Source organism: Corynebacterium sp. LK33 (genome assembly GCF_014334955.1).
Lineage (GTDB): Bacteria > Actinomycetota > Actinomycetes > Mycobacteriales > Mycobacteriaceae > Corynebacterium > Corynebacterium jeikeium_D.
Genome location: NZ_PDGU01000025.1, coordinates 17,403 through 32,641 on the forward strand (window position 1 = coordinate 17,403; position 15,239 = coordinate 32,641).

The 15,239-nt window shown below is 60.4% G+C and carries 13 protein-coding genes; all 13 read left to right on the forward strand.

The window, feature by feature from the left end; all coding sequences use genetic code 11:
• Window positions 1-127 precede the first annotated feature (127 nt).
• The 13 genes from CRD20_RS08505 to rsfS all read left to right on the forward strand — a co-directional run bounded on the left by CRD20_RS08505 (window position 128) and on the right by rsfS (window position 15,237).
• Entirely contained in the window at window positions 128-1,633 is a 1,506-nt protein-coding gene (locus CRD20_RS08505) for a folylpolyglutamate synthase/dihydrofolate synthase family protein (protein ID WP_231367219.1), read from the forward strand.
• The gene (locus CRD20_RS08510; RefSeq protein ID WP_070595796.1) at window positions 1,630-2,145 is read left to right on the forward strand and encodes a DUF4233 domain-containing protein; all 516 of its coding nucleotides are present in this window, start codon (window positions 1,630-1,632) and stop codon (window positions 2,143-2,145) included. Before CRD20_RS08505 ends, CRD20_RS08510 begins: the two co-directional genes overlap by 4 nt.
• An 84-nt stretch (window positions 2,146-2,229) precedes the next feature.
• Complete coding sequence (ndk, locus tag CRD20_RS08515; RefSeq protein ID WP_187405245.1) at window positions 2,230-2,640, forward strand: nucleoside-diphosphate kinase; 411 nt, start codon at window positions 2,230-2,232, stop codon at window positions 2,638-2,640.
• A 597-nt stretch (window positions 2,641-3,237) separates the two neighbouring features.
• Window positions 3,238-7,305, forward strand: coding sequence for a translation initiation factor IF-2 N-terminal domain-containing protein (locus CRD20_RS08520; protein WP_187405246.1), 4,068 nt, complete (start codon window positions 3,238-3,240; stop codon window positions 7,303-7,305).
• Between the two features lie 383 nt (window positions 7,306-7,688).
• Window positions 7,689-7,997: a 50S ribosomal protein L21 gene (gene rplU, locus CRD20_RS08525; protein ID WP_005511541.1), complete on the forward strand. Its 309-nt coding sequence runs from the start codon at window positions 7,689-7,691 to the stop codon at window positions 7,995-7,997.
• Between the two features lie 40 nt (window positions 7,998-8,037).
• Window positions 8,038-8,295 (forward strand): 50S ribosomal protein L27, encoded by a 258-nt coding sequence (gene rpmA / locus CRD20_RS08530; protein ID WP_016422312.1) that lies wholly within the window; start codon window positions 8,038-8,040, stop codon window positions 8,293-8,295.
• 257 nt (window positions 8,296-8,552) lie between these two features.
• Window positions 8,553-10,067: a GTPase ObgE gene (gene obgE / locus CRD20_RS08535; protein WP_070866543.1), complete on the forward strand. Its 1,515-nt coding sequence runs from the start codon at window positions 8,553-8,555 to the stop codon at window positions 10,065-10,067.
• A 98-nt stretch (window positions 10,068-10,165) separates the two neighbouring features.
• Window positions 10,166-11,515, forward strand: coding sequence for a glutamate 5-kinase (proB, locus tag CRD20_RS08540; protein ID WP_016422314.1), 1,350 nt, complete (start codon window positions 10,166-10,168; stop codon window positions 11,513-11,515).
• Window positions 11,516-11,689: 174 nt separating this feature from the next.
• Window positions 11,690-12,403, forward strand: a complete 714-nt coding sequence (locus CRD20_RS08545) for a class E sortase (RefSeq protein ID WP_187405247.1) — start codon at window positions 11,690-11,692, stop codon at window positions 12,401-12,403.
• The gene (locus CRD20_RS08550) at window positions 12,404-12,556 is read left to right on the forward strand and encodes a hypothetical protein (RefSeq protein WP_016422316.1); all 153 of its coding nucleotides are present in this window, start codon (window positions 12,404-12,406) and stop codon (window positions 12,554-12,556) included.
• Window positions 12,557-12,570: 14 nt separating this feature from the next.
• Window positions 12,571-13,914, forward strand: a complete 1,344-nt coding sequence (locus tag CRD20_RS08555) for a glutamate-5-semialdehyde dehydrogenase (protein WP_224783791.1) — start codon at window positions 12,571-12,573, stop codon at window positions 13,912-13,914.
• A gap of 21 nt (window positions 13,915-13,935) precedes the next feature.
• Window positions 13,936-14,691 (forward strand): nicotinate-nucleotide adenylyltransferase, encoded by a 756-nt coding sequence (gene nadD, locus CRD20_RS08560; protein ID WP_070546418.1) that lies wholly within the window; start codon window positions 13,936-13,938, stop codon window positions 14,689-14,691.
• Between the two features lie 87 nt (window positions 14,692-14,778).
• Window positions 14,779-15,237 carry a ribosome silencing factor gene (rsfS, locus tag CRD20_RS08565; RefSeq protein ID WP_005511538.1) on the forward strand — a complete coding sequence of 153 codons (459 nt, stop codon included), beginning with the start codon at window positions 14,779-14,781 and terminating at the stop codon, window positions 15,235-15,237.
• Window positions 15,238-15,239 lie beyond the last annotated feature (2 nt).

The window sequence follows — 15,239 nt, forward strand, 5'->3', positions numbered from 1 at the left end:
GCAGGAAGAGTCTGCGCTGCGAGAGGAGTCCACTGCAGCGCCTGAGTTCGAATTCGATCCGGCTGACTCCCAGATCGTCGAGGACCTCGAACCTCGCGAAATCGCCGGTGTGATGGCTGATGACCGCATGCCCGATGACATGCGCCTCGGTGAGGTCTCCGTGTCAGAGGAAGGCCTGAGCCTGCCGGTGGATGTGGATCGCCCAGTCAACGAGCCGGCTCCGCTGGAGGCCACCGCAGAGGAACTGCGCGAGCTCGCAGAGGTGGAAGCCGAGCTGGATCAGCGCTGGCCGGAGACCAAAATTGACCCGTCGCTCGAGCGGATCGAGATGCTGATGGACATCCTTGGCCATCCCGAGCGTGCCACTCCGGTCATTCACGTTGCCGGCACGAATGGCAAGACTTCCACTGTGCGCATGATTGAGTCGTTGGTGCGCGCTCTCGGTCGTCGCACCGGCCGCACCACCAGTCCGCATCTGCAGCTGGTTACCGAGCGCATCGCCATCGATGGCCAGCCCATTCATCCACGCGATTACGTGCGCATCTGGCGCGAGATTCAGCCCTACGTGGAAATGGTTGACGCCAAGTCCGCCGAAAAGGGCGGCCCGCAGATGAGCAAGTTCGAGGTCCTCACGGCCATGGCCTACGCCGCTTTTGCCGACGCTCCTGTCGATGTCGCCGTGGTGGAAGTCGGCATGGGTGGCACATGGGATGCGACCAACGTGGTGGAGGCCGACGTGGCAGTCATCTGCCCAATTGGTCTCGATCACACGGAGTACCTCGGAGATACCCTGGCTGAAATCGCTTCTGAGAAGGCCGGCATCATCAAGTCGCGGTGGAATAAGGACGACTTGCTCACGCCACCGGACAATGTCGCCATTGTCGGCGAGCAGGAACCGGAAGCAATGGACGTCGTTTTGCGCCGTGCCGTGGAAATGGACGCCTCCGTCGCCCGCGCCGGAGTTGAGTACGGCGTCGTCAGTCATCAGCTGGCGGTCGGCGGGCAGAACCTGACGCTCAAGGGCCTGGCCGGCGAGTATGACGACATCCATCTGCCGCTGCACGGTCCGCATCAGGCGCGTAACGCAGCCACAGCACTGGCTGCGGTGGAGGCGTTCTTCGGCGCAGGTCCGGGGCGTCCGCTCAACATTGATGCGGTTCGCGAAGGCTTTGCGACGGTCGCATCGCCCGGCCGCCTGGAGCGCGTGCGCTCGACCCCGACGGTGTTCATCGATGCCGCCCACAATCCGCACGGTGCCCGTGCGCTACGCACGGCCCTCTCCGCTGAGTTCGACTTCCGCCGTGTCATCGGTGTGCTGTCGGTGCTGGGGGAGAAGGATGCTCGTGGGCTGCTGGTTGAGCTGGAGCCCTACTTCGAAGAAGTGGTTATCACCCAGAACACCTCGCCGCGTGCGCTGCACTACGACGACCTGGCTGACCTCGCGGAGGAGATTTTCGGCGAGGAGCGCGTGCATCGCGTGCCAACTCTGCCGTCCGCCGTTGAGCTAGCTGTCGCGCTGGCTGAGGAAACCGACACCGGAGACGGTATTGTCTCTGGATCCGGTGTGATCGTCACTGGATCTGTTGTCACTGCGGGCGAAGCCCGGACACTATTTGGAAAGGACCCGCAATGAGCGAATCTCAGGCGAGCCAGCCACAGGGCAATAGCGCGGAGGACTACACCGCTGCCGACCGCGAGGCCCTGCGCGCCTACCGCGAGGGGCGTGACCTGAGTGAGGGCGGCAAGTATGGCCCGCTCGGTGCGGGACACGATCCGGCTAAGGACCCGCTGAAGGGTCTGCGCGGTGTTATGTCCGGAACGCTGATTATGCAGGCTATCTCGGTGCTGCTTGGTCTGACTGTGGTCACGCGCATTCCCGACGGCCAGATCAACCAGACCTTTTCGGTTACGTACATCACCATCCTGGGCCTGGCTCTGATTGCGATGGCCTTCCTGCAGAAGCAGCCCTGGGCACTGAAGGCGAACATTGTGCTGCAGGTCTTTGGTGTGCTGGCTATCTTCACGCATGTGTCCATGGGCGTGGTGGGTATCTTCTTCGCCCTAGTGTGGGCCTACATTCTGCACCTGCGGAAGAACCTCCTCCAGCGTATGGAGCGCGGTCTGTTGACCACCCAGCACTCGTAAGTCTCCCGCGCTCGTAGTCGCGACTTTCACCCCGCTGCACCACCACTCCGGTGCAGCGGGGTTTGTCATAGTATGATGCTCACCATGACTGAACGTACTCTTATTCTGATCAAGCCAGACGGCGTTTTCCGCGGTCTGGTCGGCGAAGTTATCTCCCGCATCGAGCGCAAGGGCCTGAAGCTGGTCGCGCTTGACCTCCGTGTTGCTGACGAGGCAACTGCGAAGGAGCACTACGCAGAGCACGTCGATAAGCCGTTCTTTGGTGAGCTGGTTGATTTCATCACCTCTGCACCGCTGGTCGCTGGTGTTATCGAGGGCCCGAACGCAATCGCTGCTTGGCGTCAGCTCGCTGGCGGCACCAACCCGGTTGAGGCCGCAACCCCAGGCTCCATCCGCGGTGACTTCGCACTCGAGGTTGCTAACAACGTTGTTCACGGTTCCGATTCTCCGGAGTCCGCTGAGCGCGAGATTGGTATTTGGTTCCCAAACCTCTAAACGTTGACGGTTCAGCATTGACCCGTGAGCGTTGAACTGGCGCCGAACTGAGCAAGCAAATTGTTTGCCGGTTCGGCGCTTTTTGCTTGTCGACGACCGTGGGGCGGCCCTTCAGCGGGCTGCACGAGTGAATGCGGGCACGGGCTGCACGTGTGAATGCGGGCACGGGCTGCAAATGTGAAACTGTAGGAGTTTATGACACTTTCCGGCAATTTTTCAGGCCATTTCTGTCATAAACGCAGTCAGTAACTCGGATTGGCCCGCCGCCACCAATGTCGGTGCGCGCCACCTGCTCGATATGTGCGACAATGGACAGCAGCAGTAGTGCCCGGGAGTTCGCTCCGGCGGATGAAATATGCCGCATGTGATCGCTGAATCCCCGAGTCAGCCGGTAGGCCTGCCAATAAGACTTTCATAATTGTTCATCGTTTTCGGCCCTCTATCTGCGCATTTGGCGCAAATGAAGTGGCTGTCGCAACATCGTTGCTCCGCCTGGTTTCCAAGGCCACAACGGATGTAGGCGCACATGGAATGACAAAGAGTGTGCTTCCTGTTGTCGGGTTTTGCGTGGTGGGGTGTCAAGGAGAAACAAATACAGTGGCAAATTTCAGCCAGGATGTTGTCGCTAAGGCACGCGAATTTGATCGTGAGTCAGCGGCTCTGAAAACCCGAGTCCACCACCTGGCCAAGAGCTTGGGGTTGACCTCGAAGGAGACCATCGAAGCACTGGGGCACGCGGGGATCGTCGTAAAGTCCGCTGCGTCCACCATTAATCAAAATCAGCTCGACGCAGTGCTGAATTTCATCGGCGATCATCCAGAGGATGCCTCGCTTGACGACGGGGCTGCTGCGACCAAGCCAACCGGCGAAGAGCCGGCCGCGAAGGAAAAGCAGTCGGCAGGTAAGCCGAACGCGGCGGATGAGAAGTCGGACGAGCAAACCGCAGCTAAGTCCGAGAAGAAGCCAGCTGCTAAGAAGAACAGCAAGAAGTCGGCTGCGAAGAAGGCCACAAAGAAGGCTGCGCCGAAGGCAGAAAAGAAGGCCGACCAGAAGGCAGCTCAGAGCGAAGCTAAGTCGGACGCAGCGCCTGCCGAGGAAGCGACCGAGAAGAAGGACACCAAGAAGGCCTCGGCTAGAAAATCCTCGGCAAAGCAGAGCGCAGAGAAGCAGGCTGAAGAGAAGCAGAGCGCAGAGAAGAAGAGCACGACTAAGAAGCGAGCAACGCGTAAGCGGGCTGTGAAGAAGACCGCTGGCGCTCCGGAAGAAACCGCTGCGAAGGACGAGCAGAAGGACTCGAACTCGGTCGTCGAGGAAGCTGTTGAGGCTGTCGTTCAGTCGTCGTCGAAGAGGGCTGCAGATAAGAATGCTTCCGATAAGAAGGCTGCCGACACCGTAGCCGAGACCGCTGAGAAAACCTCCGCTGAGGAAGCTTCCGCCGAAGCACCTGCTGCAAAGAGCGCTGCAGTGACCACACGTCGTGGTCGCCGAGTTCGCCGTGCGGTCCGCACGACCAGCGCTCCAGCAGCAGAGGAAATTCAGGAAGCGCAAGAGCCGCAGGAAACTCAGGCAACTCAGAGCGAAGCCCTGCAGGACATCGAGCCGCCGGTAGTCCCGGAGCCGCCGGTTGCGGAAGAGCAGACCGCGTTTGCGCCTATCTTCCTGGCGCCGCAGGCTGTCCCGGCTACGGCCAAGAATTCGGCCACCGAGGATGCAGCTTCAGCTGACAACGGGGCCTCCAACCAGGGCACCGATGACAACGCGGGGGAGGGGCAGGACGGCTCGTCGTCAAGCGAAACGGAGCGTCAGCCGCGCCCGCGTCGTCGCCGTCGTGGACGTGGGCGTCGTAATGATGACGCGCAACAGGCGGAGAAGACCACCGAAAACACAGAGCGCGAGGAAGAGGACACCCGCGAAGAGGTCGAGGAACCGCAGGCGATTAAGGGATCGACTCGCCTGGAGGCGCAGCGACGTCGCCGTATCGAGCGTCGTGAGGAATCGCGCAAGCGCCACGTAATCTCGGAGGCGGAATTCCTGGCTCGTCGTGAGTCGGTGGAGCGCACGATGGTGGTGCGTGAGCGCAAGCGCCATGACCACGCGGGCATTGTCACTGAGGTGGGTGTGTTGGAAGACGACCTGTTGGTCGAGCACTTCGTTACCTCTGACACGCAGACCACGCAGATCGGCAATATCTACCTCGGTCGCGTGCAGAACGTCCTGCCCAGCATGGAAGCGGCGTTCATCGATATCGGAACCGACCGCAACGGTGTCATTTACGTAGGTGACCTGAACTGGAAGCTGCTGGGCACGAAGTCGCGTTCGCGCAAGATTGAACATGCGCTGAAGGCCGGCGACCAGATTCTGGTCCAGGTGTCCAAGGACCCGATTGGTCACAAGGGTGCGCGTCTGACCACCCACATTTCGATGGCTGGTCGATTCCTGGTGTACGTGCCGGGCGGCCGTAGCGCGGGTATTTCCCGCAAGCTGCCGGAGCCGGAGCGCAAGCGCCTGAAGTCGATTCTGAGCGAGGTTACGCCGGAGGGCTCGGGCACGATTATCCGTACCGCCGCCGAGGGTGTGTCCAAGGAGGCCATCGAGGCCGACATTAAGCGCTTGGAGACGCAGTGGCAGGAGATCTGGGAAGCCTCCGAGGCGGCGAAGGCGAAGCGTGGAGCAAAGCCGATTGCGCTGTACGAAGAGCCAGACATGCTGGTCAAGGTCGTCCGCGACGTCTTCAACGAGGACTTCTCGCGTCTCGTGGTGGAGGGCGATCGCCCGTGGAACACAGTGACGGACTACATCGGCGACCTGGCGCCGGAGCTGGAGCCGCGACTGCAGCGCTACTTCGCCAAGGAGCACGGCGGCGCCGATGTCTTCGAGCACTTCCGCATCGATGAGCAGCTGGCCAAGGCACTCGACCGCAAGGTCTGGCTGCCTTCGGGCGGCACGCTGGTCATCGACCGCACCGAGGCCATGACGGTCATCGACGTCAACACCGGTAAGTTCACCGGCGCTGGCGGAAACCTGGAAGAGACGGTCACTCGCAACAACCTGGAGGCCGCTGAGGAAATCGTCCGCCAGATGCGTCTGCGCGATCTGGGCGGCATGATTGTCGTCGATTTTATCGACATGGTGCTGCCGGAAAACCAGGATTTGGTGCTGCGCCGTCTGAAGGAGGCTCTCGGCCGCGACCGCTCGCGTCACGAGGTCTCCGAGGTCACCTCGCTCGGCCTCGTCCAGATGACGCGCAAGCGTCTGGGCACAGGCCTGTTGGAGACCTTCTCCACGCCGTGTAGCTGCTGTAATGGCCGCGGTCTGATTATCCACATCGATCCGGTCGAGCAGGACAATCAGAGCCGTGGCCACAAGAATGGCCGTCGCAACGACGAGCAGGGCAAGTCCAAGCGCCGCAACAAGTCGCGCTCGGAGCACAATCCGGCCAACCACCCGGCCGCGCTGGCCATGCACCGCGATCAGGGCGACCAGGCAGGCTCTTCCAAGGCAACGCGTGACGACGACGCGGAGACCAACCAGCGCGACAAAGACGCAGCCGACAAGCGTGTTGCAGCTGCTGTCGAAGCTGTCATCGTCTCTTCTGAGAACGATGAGCCGAAGCCGCCGCGTCGTCGCCGGGTTCGTAAGAGCCAGGGCCGAAACGATGAGCAGCGACAGAACGGCCGTGGCCGTCAGGAGCGCCGCGAGCGTACTGAGCAATCGGAGAACTCCAATGACCTGGCTGCTCTGGCGGCCGCAGCTGTTGCGGAAGCCCGTGAGAAGGACCCAGAGGAACCGTCGGATGACCGTTACATGCCGCAGGAGGGGCAGCGCCGCCGCCGTCGGGCTACGCGTCGCCGGGTAGCGGAGCATGTTGCCGTTGATTCGGCTGCACGCGACGCTGATGACCGCGACGAAGAATATGGTGATCGTCGTAAGCGTTCGGAGCGCCCGACCCGTGCTGAGCGTGCCGAGCGCACCGATAACGGTGGCTCCGGTGGAGGCCGTGGCGAGGCTGAACGCTCCAGCAGCGCTAGTGCTCGACGTCGCCGTCGTCGCGCTGTGCGTCGTACTGCTGTGGATGAAACCACTGCGCCTCAGGCTGAGTCTCAGGCAGCTGCCACCACAGATGTGAGGGAGCCAGCCAAGGATGGCAAGGGCGGCAACGCTAACAAGACCGGTAAGGCTGTGGCCGCGGAGTCCCAGACCTATGAGGAGGCCAAGGAGGCGTTCGAGCGTTCTCCACGCCGTCGTCGTCCGACGCGCGGTAACTCCCGCTCGGATCGCGCACCGCGTCGCGAGGACTTCGAGTCCACTAAGCCAAAGGCGGACTCTGAAGGCAGCAAGGGCGGAGATCGTGCGAAAGACAACCGCGATGACAGCAACCGCAGCACCAACCGCAGTGGCGGTGGACGCCGCTCGGGCAAGTCGCGTGTTGAGGTCGTAGCGGTTCAGGGCTCGGGAGCTCGCCGTAATCGCCGTCGGGCGGTGCGCAGGGTTTCGTCGCAAAGCGATGCCGGAGCGACTGCGCCGAAGCAGCGAAAGGACTCTTCGAACCGGAGCGCTAAGCCGGAGCGGAAGCAGTCTAATCGCAGTGCATCGGCGCCGGAGACGAAACCGGCCAATCGTCGCCGCCGCGTGCGTCGTGCGGTGCGCCGAAGTGGCCAGAACTAGGTAGCGGAAATCTGGAATAAGGCCAGATAGAAGACCATTTTCCGTTCCCTAAAGCAGGGAGTGGAAAGTGGCTTCGGAAACTGCCCGAGATGACCGTGGAAACCAATGGGGGACAGGGTCTTACTCGGGCAGTTTGTAATTTAGGGGGATTTTTCGCTACTCTTGACCAGTCGCTGATTAGTAGGCGTATCTGGTCATGCCCACGGGTGCTTGAGGCGCTGGTGGTAAGGAAACGGCCAGAGCGGGGAAATCTACTCGGATTTGGCTTTCGGGTATGTCCCTGAAGTGTTCTGCACACGCAACTAATCGCAATTCCATTGTCCAGTCAAGGAATTACAAAGATTCCTTGAGTCGAGTTTCTCAGATAAAGGGGTAGCCCTCCTATGTACGCGATCGTCAAGACCGGCGGCAAGCAGTACAAGGTTGCCGAAGGTGACCTCGTCAAGGTCGAGAAGATCGAGGGTGAGCCGGGTTCGTCCGTGGCTCTCACCCCGGTTCTGCTCGTCGATGGCGCAGATGTCATTGCGGATGCCGACAAGCTTGCCAACGTTACCGTTAACGCAGAGATCGTCGAGGCCGCAAAGGGCCCGAAGATCCGCGGCATGCACTACAAGAACAAGACTGGCTACAAGCGCCGCTACGGCCACCGTCAGCCGCTCACTGTTCTGAAGATTACCGGCGTCTCCAAGTAAACCGCCGAAATTCCAATTAGCTTTTCCCTAGGAGAAAATCATGGCTACTAAGAAGGGTGCATCCAGCACCAGCAACGGCCGCGACTCCGAAGCTAAGCGCCTCGGCGTGAAGCGCTTCGGCGGCCAGCAGGTTAAGGCAGGCGAGATTCTCGTTCGTCAGCGCGGTACCTCGTTCCACCCGGGTGAGAACGTTGGCCGTGGCGGCGACGACACTCTCTTCGCTCTGAAGGCAGGCGCAGTCGAGTTCGGTACCCGCCGTAACCGCCGCATTGTCAGCATCGTTGAGAATAACTCCTAAGAACAACCCTCGGTTGTCCACATAGGATTACTGCAACGTTGAATTTGAGGCAGGTTTAACTGCCTTGCAGAAGAGCCGATTCCTTTCCCACTGCGAAAGGTAATCGGCTCTTTTGTTGTTTATGTACTGTTTCGCGCTTTTAGGTTGCGAGGCAGCGTTTTGTTACCGCCTAGACTTCTGCCCGTCGGCTCGCTTAAATTAGGGCATTACTCCAGGCACTAGAAGATGGCTCTCCGCTCGGAAGTGTGTGTGATTTTATGTCTCGTTTTGTAGATCGTGTCGTACTGCATTTGCAGGCCGGCGACGGTGGTCACGGCTGTAACTCGGTGCTGCGTGAAAAGTTCAAGCCACTCGGCGGTCCCGATGGCGGCAACGGCGGCCACGGTGGCGACATTGTGCTGGTCGTCGACCCGCAGATTCACACTCTGATGGACTTCCACTTCCACCCCCATATCAAGGCTGCCAACGGTAAGCCGGGCGCGGGCGATCACCGCAACGGTGCTCGTGGTGAGGACCTGGTTCTCGGAGTGCCGGAGGGCACGGTTGTCATGACCGAGGATGGGGAAGTGCTCGCGGACATGACAGGTAAGGGTGCCCGCTTCATTGCCGCTGAGGGCGGTTACGGTGGCCTGGGCAACGCAGCGCTGGCGAACAAGAACCGCCGTGCGCCGGGCTTCGCTCTCCTCGGTGAGCCGGGTGAGGCCAAGGACCTTGTCTTGGAGCTCAAATCCATGGCAGACGTTGGACTGGTGGGCTTCCCGTCAGCCGGAAAGTCCTCGCTGGTCAGCACCATGAGCGCTGCTAAGCCGAAGATTGGTGACTACCCATTTACCACGCTGCAGCCGAACCTGGGTGTAGTCAACGTTGGCTACGAGTCCTTCACCATCGCAGATGTGCCGGGTCTTATCCCGGGGGCATCTGAAGGCCGAGGTCTTGGGTTGGACTTCCTGCGTCACATTGAGCGCTGCGCTGTGCTGGTTCATGTGGTTGACGCTGCTGCGCTGGAGGGCGACCGCGATCCGGTCTCTGACATCAGGGCGTTGGAGACGGAACTCGCCAACTACCAGTCGGTGCTGAAGGCCGACGTGGGGCTTGGGGACCTCGCAGAGCGTCCGCGCGTCATCGTGCTGAACAAGATTGACCTGCCCGATGCTCGCGAAATGATTGACATGCAGCGCGAGGAGCTGGAGAAGTTCGGCTGGCCGATTTATGAGATCTCTACGGTGACGCACGAGGGGCTCAAGGAGCTGACCTACGGTCTGAAGGATCAGATTGCCGCCTATCGCAAGGCGCATCCGTTGCCAACAGAGCAGGAGCCCCGTGCGGTCATCCGTCCGGAAGGTGTGCGTGGCAAGAAGCGCGAAGGCGCGGACTTCACTATCGAGCGCGATCCGAATACCCCAGATGGGTTCATTGTGCGTGGCCGTAAGCCGGAGCGCTGGATTAACCAGACGGACTTCGAAAACGACGAGGCAGTCGGCTACTTGGCTGACCGCCTGGCCAAGCTTGGTGTCGAAGATGCCCTGGCAAAGGCTGGGGCAACGGTTGGCTGCCCGGTGACGATTTCCTATCTCACCTTCGAGTGGTACCCGCAGCAGGTCGCGGGCACCGATGACTTCGTGCCGAGTGGCCGTGGTACCGACGATCGTCTCTACGTCAACGAGCGCACTAGCGCCGAGCAGCGTAAGCGTGCATCGCAGGCCCGCCGTGGTCTGATTGACGAGTACGATTTCGGAGATGGCGAAGAGGCTATTCGCGACCGGTACTCATAGTCGCGGGCGACAGCGTCGTCGGCAAGCGAAGACTTCAAACTTGCATTTTGCCATTGATTGTTTAAACAATTATATAGTCAGAATTACATTAGACCGTCATGTTTTCCATTAGTGAAATGAGTGAGTCAGTTATCCCTTCCGACACCGTTGCCAACGATGTTGACGTCACTGGAGCAGATGCATTAGATGCCCCGGTAGCTACCGCGCCGAAGTCTGAATCGGACGCGCCGATTTCCCGTGAGGAGGTCGACGAGCTGCTTCACAACAATCCTGAGTCCACCGTCGCTGAGATTGAAAAGGCGACTGAGAATTTATCTCCGGGAACCAAAGGCGGTTTCGATTCCGAGACTCGTGAGGCAATTCGGACCGCGAAGCGTGTCGTGGTGAAGATTGGTTCTTCCTCGTTGACCGGATCTGACGGTCGTACCGATCCCGAACGCATCGACTTCATTGCCGATGCCCTGGAAAAGCGTATGGGCTTTAGCGATGTCATTGTCGTGTCCTCCGGCGCGGTGGCATCCGGAATGGGGCCGCTGGGGCTGACTTCGCGTCCCACTGATTTGGCGACCAAGCAGGCGGCTGCAGCGGTGGGGCAGGTGCGCCTGGCACAGGAGTGGGGACGCTCCTTCCTGCGCTATGGCCGCACTTCTGCGCAGGTGCTTTTGACCTCGGACGATGCAGGTGTGCGTTCGCGTGCCCGCAACGCTCAGCGCACTATCGACCGCCTGCGCCAGCTGGGTGCAGTGCCAATTGTCAACGAAAATGACACGGTCGCGACCTCGGAGTTCCGCTTCGGCGACAACGACCGCCTGGCCGCCCTGGTCAGTCACCTGGCGTACTGCGATGCACTGATTCTGCTTTCCGACGTCGACGGCCTCTACGACCGTAACCCGGCCGATCCAGGTGCAACCTTTGTGCCAGAGGTGCGCAGCGGTAACGACTTGCGTGGTGTTATCGCCGGTGACGGTGGGGCACTGGGCACCGGTGGAATGGCCTCGAAGGTGTCTGCCGCACGCCTGGCTTCGCGTGCTGGGGTGCCGGTGCTGCTGACTTCGGCGTCCAACATTGAGCGAGCACTTGACCAGGCAGACGTGGGAACCGCTTTCGCCGCGAAGGACAACCGCTTGAGCGCCTGGAAGTTCTGGATGCTCTACGCAGCGGATAGCTCGGGCCTGCTTCGCCTGGATGCCGGCGCGGTCGACGCTGTGACCCGCATGCGCAAGTCGCTGCTCCCGGTCGGTATCACCTCGGTTGACGGTGAGTTCTCCGCTGGTGACATCGTCGACCTGATTGGCCCGAGCGGTGAGGTCATCGGACGCGGCGAGGTCAACTATGACTCTGAAGAACTGCTGGGCATGATCGGCTACCACACCGAGGAATTGCCGAATGACATGCAGAAGCCTGTCGTCCATGCCGACTACCTGTCGGATTTCGCCTCCCGCGCTTAGGAGAGCGTTGCGCTGAGAGCTGCAGCGCTTAAAGACGCGCACCTGGGCGCGCCCGGACAGAGGTGCCTCGGCAAAGACCGGCTGAGTGGGGACTAGCTGAGTGCGGACTGGCTGGGGGAGGAGTGCCTGAGCGCGGACTGCCTGGATGAGGAACTTTCGGGCATAATCCTAAGTGTGTTATCGAAAATTATTGGCGTCATCGGCGAGTTGCTCTTGACCGCTGGAGTGCTGGTGGCGCTCTTCGCCTTTTATCTGCTGTACTGGTCTGGTCTTGAAACCGGGAAAGCTCAGCAGCAGGCTCGTGATGAGCTGCAGCAGGCATGGTCCGCACCGGCATCGGCCCCAGCTCCGGCGCCAGAAGGCACGGAGCCAGCTGTTGAGGGCTCCTGGGTGCCTGGCTCTGCGGTGGCGATGATTTCCGCTCCAAAGGCCGGTTTTAGCGATTTGGTCGTATTCGAAGGTGTCTCTCAGGAAGTTTTGCGCGGTGGCCCCGGCCATTATCCGAGCACAGCCCTTCCGGGGCAGGTGGGCAACAGTTCTTATGCCGCCCATCGTGACGGCCACGGAGCTCCCTTTGACAACATTGACCGCCTGCAGACGTGCGATGACATCACTGTAGAGACGCGTGATGCTATTTACCGCTACAAGGTATTACCGGTCGACGGTATGGCTGGCGCAGGGGAAAGCTTCGACTGCGTGCCAGAAGGAACTAACGTCCCCGAGATTCCCGGCCAGCACATTGTCACTCCAGACCGCGCCGATGTCCTCAATCCGGTCGGTGACGCGACTCTACTTACGCTGACTACCTGCCATCCGCAGTGGGACAACACTCATCGGCTCATTATTCACGCGGTTCTCGCCGGTGTTGAGACCAAGGAGGTCAACTAGATGTACGCAGCTTTTTGGCGATCCCTGCCGGGTCCGTGGTGGGTGAAAGCGATCATCACCATCGTGATTGCCGTCATCGTGTTCCTGCTGTTGATGAATTACATCTTTCCTTGGGTTGCTGAGCTAATTCCCTCAAATGATGTCTCACTCTAGTTATGCTGGTAGGCATGACTGCTCAAACGAACGAAACTGCTAACACCAATCAACAGGGCATTGCCGAGGATTCGGCTCTTAGTCCGGAGCGTGCTGCTGAGCGCGCCGAGGTTTTAGATAAGGCACAGCGTGCCAAGGCTGTCGCGGGAGAGCTGGCTCGCTTTACGTCGGCACGCAAGAACGAGCTCCTGCTGGCCGCAGCAGATGCGCTGGTCGCCCGTACTGAAGAGATTCTGGTAGCCAACGCCAAGGACATCGAGGCCGGTAAGGCCCGTGGTTTTAGTGACTCCCTGCTGGATCGCCTGCGTCTTGACGCCGATCGTGTTGAGGGTATTGCCGGTGGGTTGCGCCAGGTTGCGGCCCTGCCGGATCCGGTAGGCGAGGTGCTGCGGGGCAGCACTCTTCCTAACGGCATTAAGCTTTCCCAGGTCAGCGTTCCGCTGGGCGTGATGGGCATGGTCTACGAGGCTCGCCCGAACGTTACTGTCGATGCCTTTGGTCTGGCGCTGAAGTCGGGCAACGTGGCCTTGCTGCGTGGCTCCAAGTCCGCCGTCCACTCCAACACGCAGCTGGTCGCGGTTTTGCGTGAGGTGCTGGCCAACCACGATGCACCGGAGGACCTTGTTCAGCTGCTGCCGTGTGAGACCCACGATTCCGTGCAAGATCTCATAACTGCCCGCGGCCTGGTTGACGTGGTGATTCCGCGCGGCGGTGCCGGTCTGATTGAGGCCGTCGTGACGAAGGCAACGGTGCCGACCATTGAGACCGGTACCGGTAACTGCCACATCTACATCGATGCTTCCGCCGATATCGACGAAGCGATTGCGCTGATGATTAACGGTAAGACCCGCCGTCCGAGCGTCTGTAACGCCACTGAAACGGTTCTCATTGACTCGGCGCTGTCCGCGCAGGATCAGGTCCGCATTTTGGACGCGCTTGCCGACGCTGGCGTTGCGGTCCACGGCGATGTCGATAATCTGGCGGCCTCTGGGTGGACTGGTGAGGTCATTCCTGCGACGGCGGAAGACTGGTCGGATGAGTACCTCTCGCTAGACATTGCAGCGCGCATCGTCGACGGTGTGGTGGCCGCGACGGATCACATCACTGAGTACTCCTCGGGCCACACGGAAGCTATCTCTGCACGTGACTGGGGCGTGTGCCAGGAGTTCGTCGACCGTGTTGATGCTGCTGCCGTCAGCGTCAATGCCTCCACTGCATTCACCGATGGTGAGCAGTACGGTTTCGGCGCAGAGATTGGTATTTCCACTCAGAAACTGCACGCCCGTGGGCCCATGGGGCTGCCGGAGCTGACCAGCAGCAAGTGGGTTTTGGCTGGTCGTGGACAGACTCGTCCGTAGTGCCCAGGTAAAGTGCCAGTCATGATTAAGCGCAAGAAAAGTGTGCGGTCGCGAGTACACGCCGCGTTGACAGCGAAGTCGGCGGACGCGCCCCGGCAGCGCATTGGCGTAATGGGTGGCACTTTTGATCCCATCCACAATGGTCACCTGGTTGCCGCCAGCGAGGTGGCAGACCGTTTCGACCTTGACTTTGTGCTTTTCGTGCCCACGGGTGAACCGTGGCAAAAGCGTGGCCGGAAGGTCTCTCACAGCGAAGACCGCTACCTGATGACGGTCATTGCCACTGCGTCGAACCCGCAGTTTTCGGTCTCGCGGGTTGATATTGATCGGCCGGGTGCGACCTATACCGTCGATACGCTGCGGGATTTGAAGGTCATCTATCCCAACGCGGATCTGTTCTTCATTACCGGTGCCGATGCGCTGCAGAAGATTATGACGTGGCGGGACTGGGAGGAGATGTTCGACGCAGCAACGTTCGTCGGTGTCACTCGTCCAGGGGTTCACCTGCGGGCAGAGGACCTGGAAGGAATCGACGCTTCACGGTTGCACCTCATCGAGATTCCCGCCATGGCTATTTCTTCTACCGATTGTCGAAAGCGCGCGGAGGCAGGACGCCCTGTTTGGTACTTGGTGCCGGATGGCGTGGTGCAGTACATCGCTAAGCGGGGTCTGTACCAGTCTGCTGAGGGCACGGTTGGTTCTGTGGGCCCCGCATCGGTGAACTCGACCTCCGAGGATGCGGCATCGGTGGATGCGAAGTCCGATACCGCGGACTGAAAGTTAGCAAAATCCCGCTGAGACGGTAAGTTACAAGTACAAACGCTGTTTTTCACGACTTTTAATCACAAGGAGCTGAAGTCTTTCGTGACTGCACAACCACGCGCCATTGAGCTGGCGACCGCCGCGGCGAAGGCCGCCGATAGCAAAAAGGGTGAGGACGTCGTTGTTCTCGATGTCTCTGGCCCGGTGGTGATTACGGACGCATTCGTCCTGGTCAGTGCTGACAATGAGCGTCTGGTTGCCGCAATCGTCGACGAAATTGAGGACGATCTGCGTGACCTCGGCGCAAAGCCGGTTCGCCGCGAAGGTGTCCGTGAGGGACGTTGGGCGCTGCTGGATTACGGCGACATTGTCGTGCATGTCTTCCGCAGTGAAGAACGCGACTTCTACGGCCTGGATCGACTGTGGCGCGATTGCCCGCGCATCGAGGTCGAGGGCATCGAGCAGCCGAGCAACGAGGACGGCGAAGATTCCGCCCGCAATGCTCGTTCCATCGACGAGATTCCGCTGGCTGCCGAAAACCCGGACACGGACGAGTTTTAATT

Excerpts from the sequence above, each read along its gene's own strand:
- CRD20_RS08505 (WP_231367219.1), top strand. The coding sequence starts at position 128 with ATGCCCGATGACATGCGCCTCGGTGAGGTCTCCGTGTCAGAGGAAGGC.
- CRD20_RS08550 (WP_016422316.1), top strand. The coding sequence starts at position 12,404 with ATGTACGCAGCTTTTTGGCGATCCCTGCCGGGTCCGTGGTGGGTGAAA.
- obgE (WP_070866543.1), top strand. The coding sequence starts at position 8,553 with ATGTCTCGTTTTGTAGATCGTGTCGTACTGCATTTGCAGGCCGGCGAC.
- proB (WP_016422314.1), top strand. The coding sequence starts at position 10,166 with ATGTTTTCCATTAGTGAAATGAGTGAGTCAGTTATCCCTTCCGACACC.
- nadD (WP_070546418.1), top strand. The coding sequence starts at position 13,936 with ATGATTAAGCGCAAGAAAAGTGTGCGGTCGCGAGTACACGCCGCGTTG.
- rplU (WP_005511541.1), top strand. The coding sequence starts at position 7,689 with ATGTACGCGATCGTCAAGACCGGCGGCAAGCAGTACAAGGTTGCCGAA.
- ndk (WP_187405245.1), top strand. The coding sequence starts at position 2,230 with ATGACTGAACGTACTCTTATTCTGATCAAGCCAGACGGCGTTTTCCGC.
- rpmA (WP_016422312.1), top strand. The coding sequence starts at position 8,038 with ATGGCTACTAAGAAGGGTGCATCCAGCACCAGCAACGGCCGCGACTCC.
- CRD20_RS08510 (WP_070595796.1), top strand. The coding sequence starts at position 1,630 with ATGAGCGAATCTCAGGCGAGCCAGCCACAGGGCAATAGCGCGGAGGAC.
- CRD20_RS08555 (WP_224783791.1), top strand. The coding sequence starts at position 12,571 with ATGACTGCTCAAACGAACGAAACTGCTAACACCAATCAACAGGGCATT.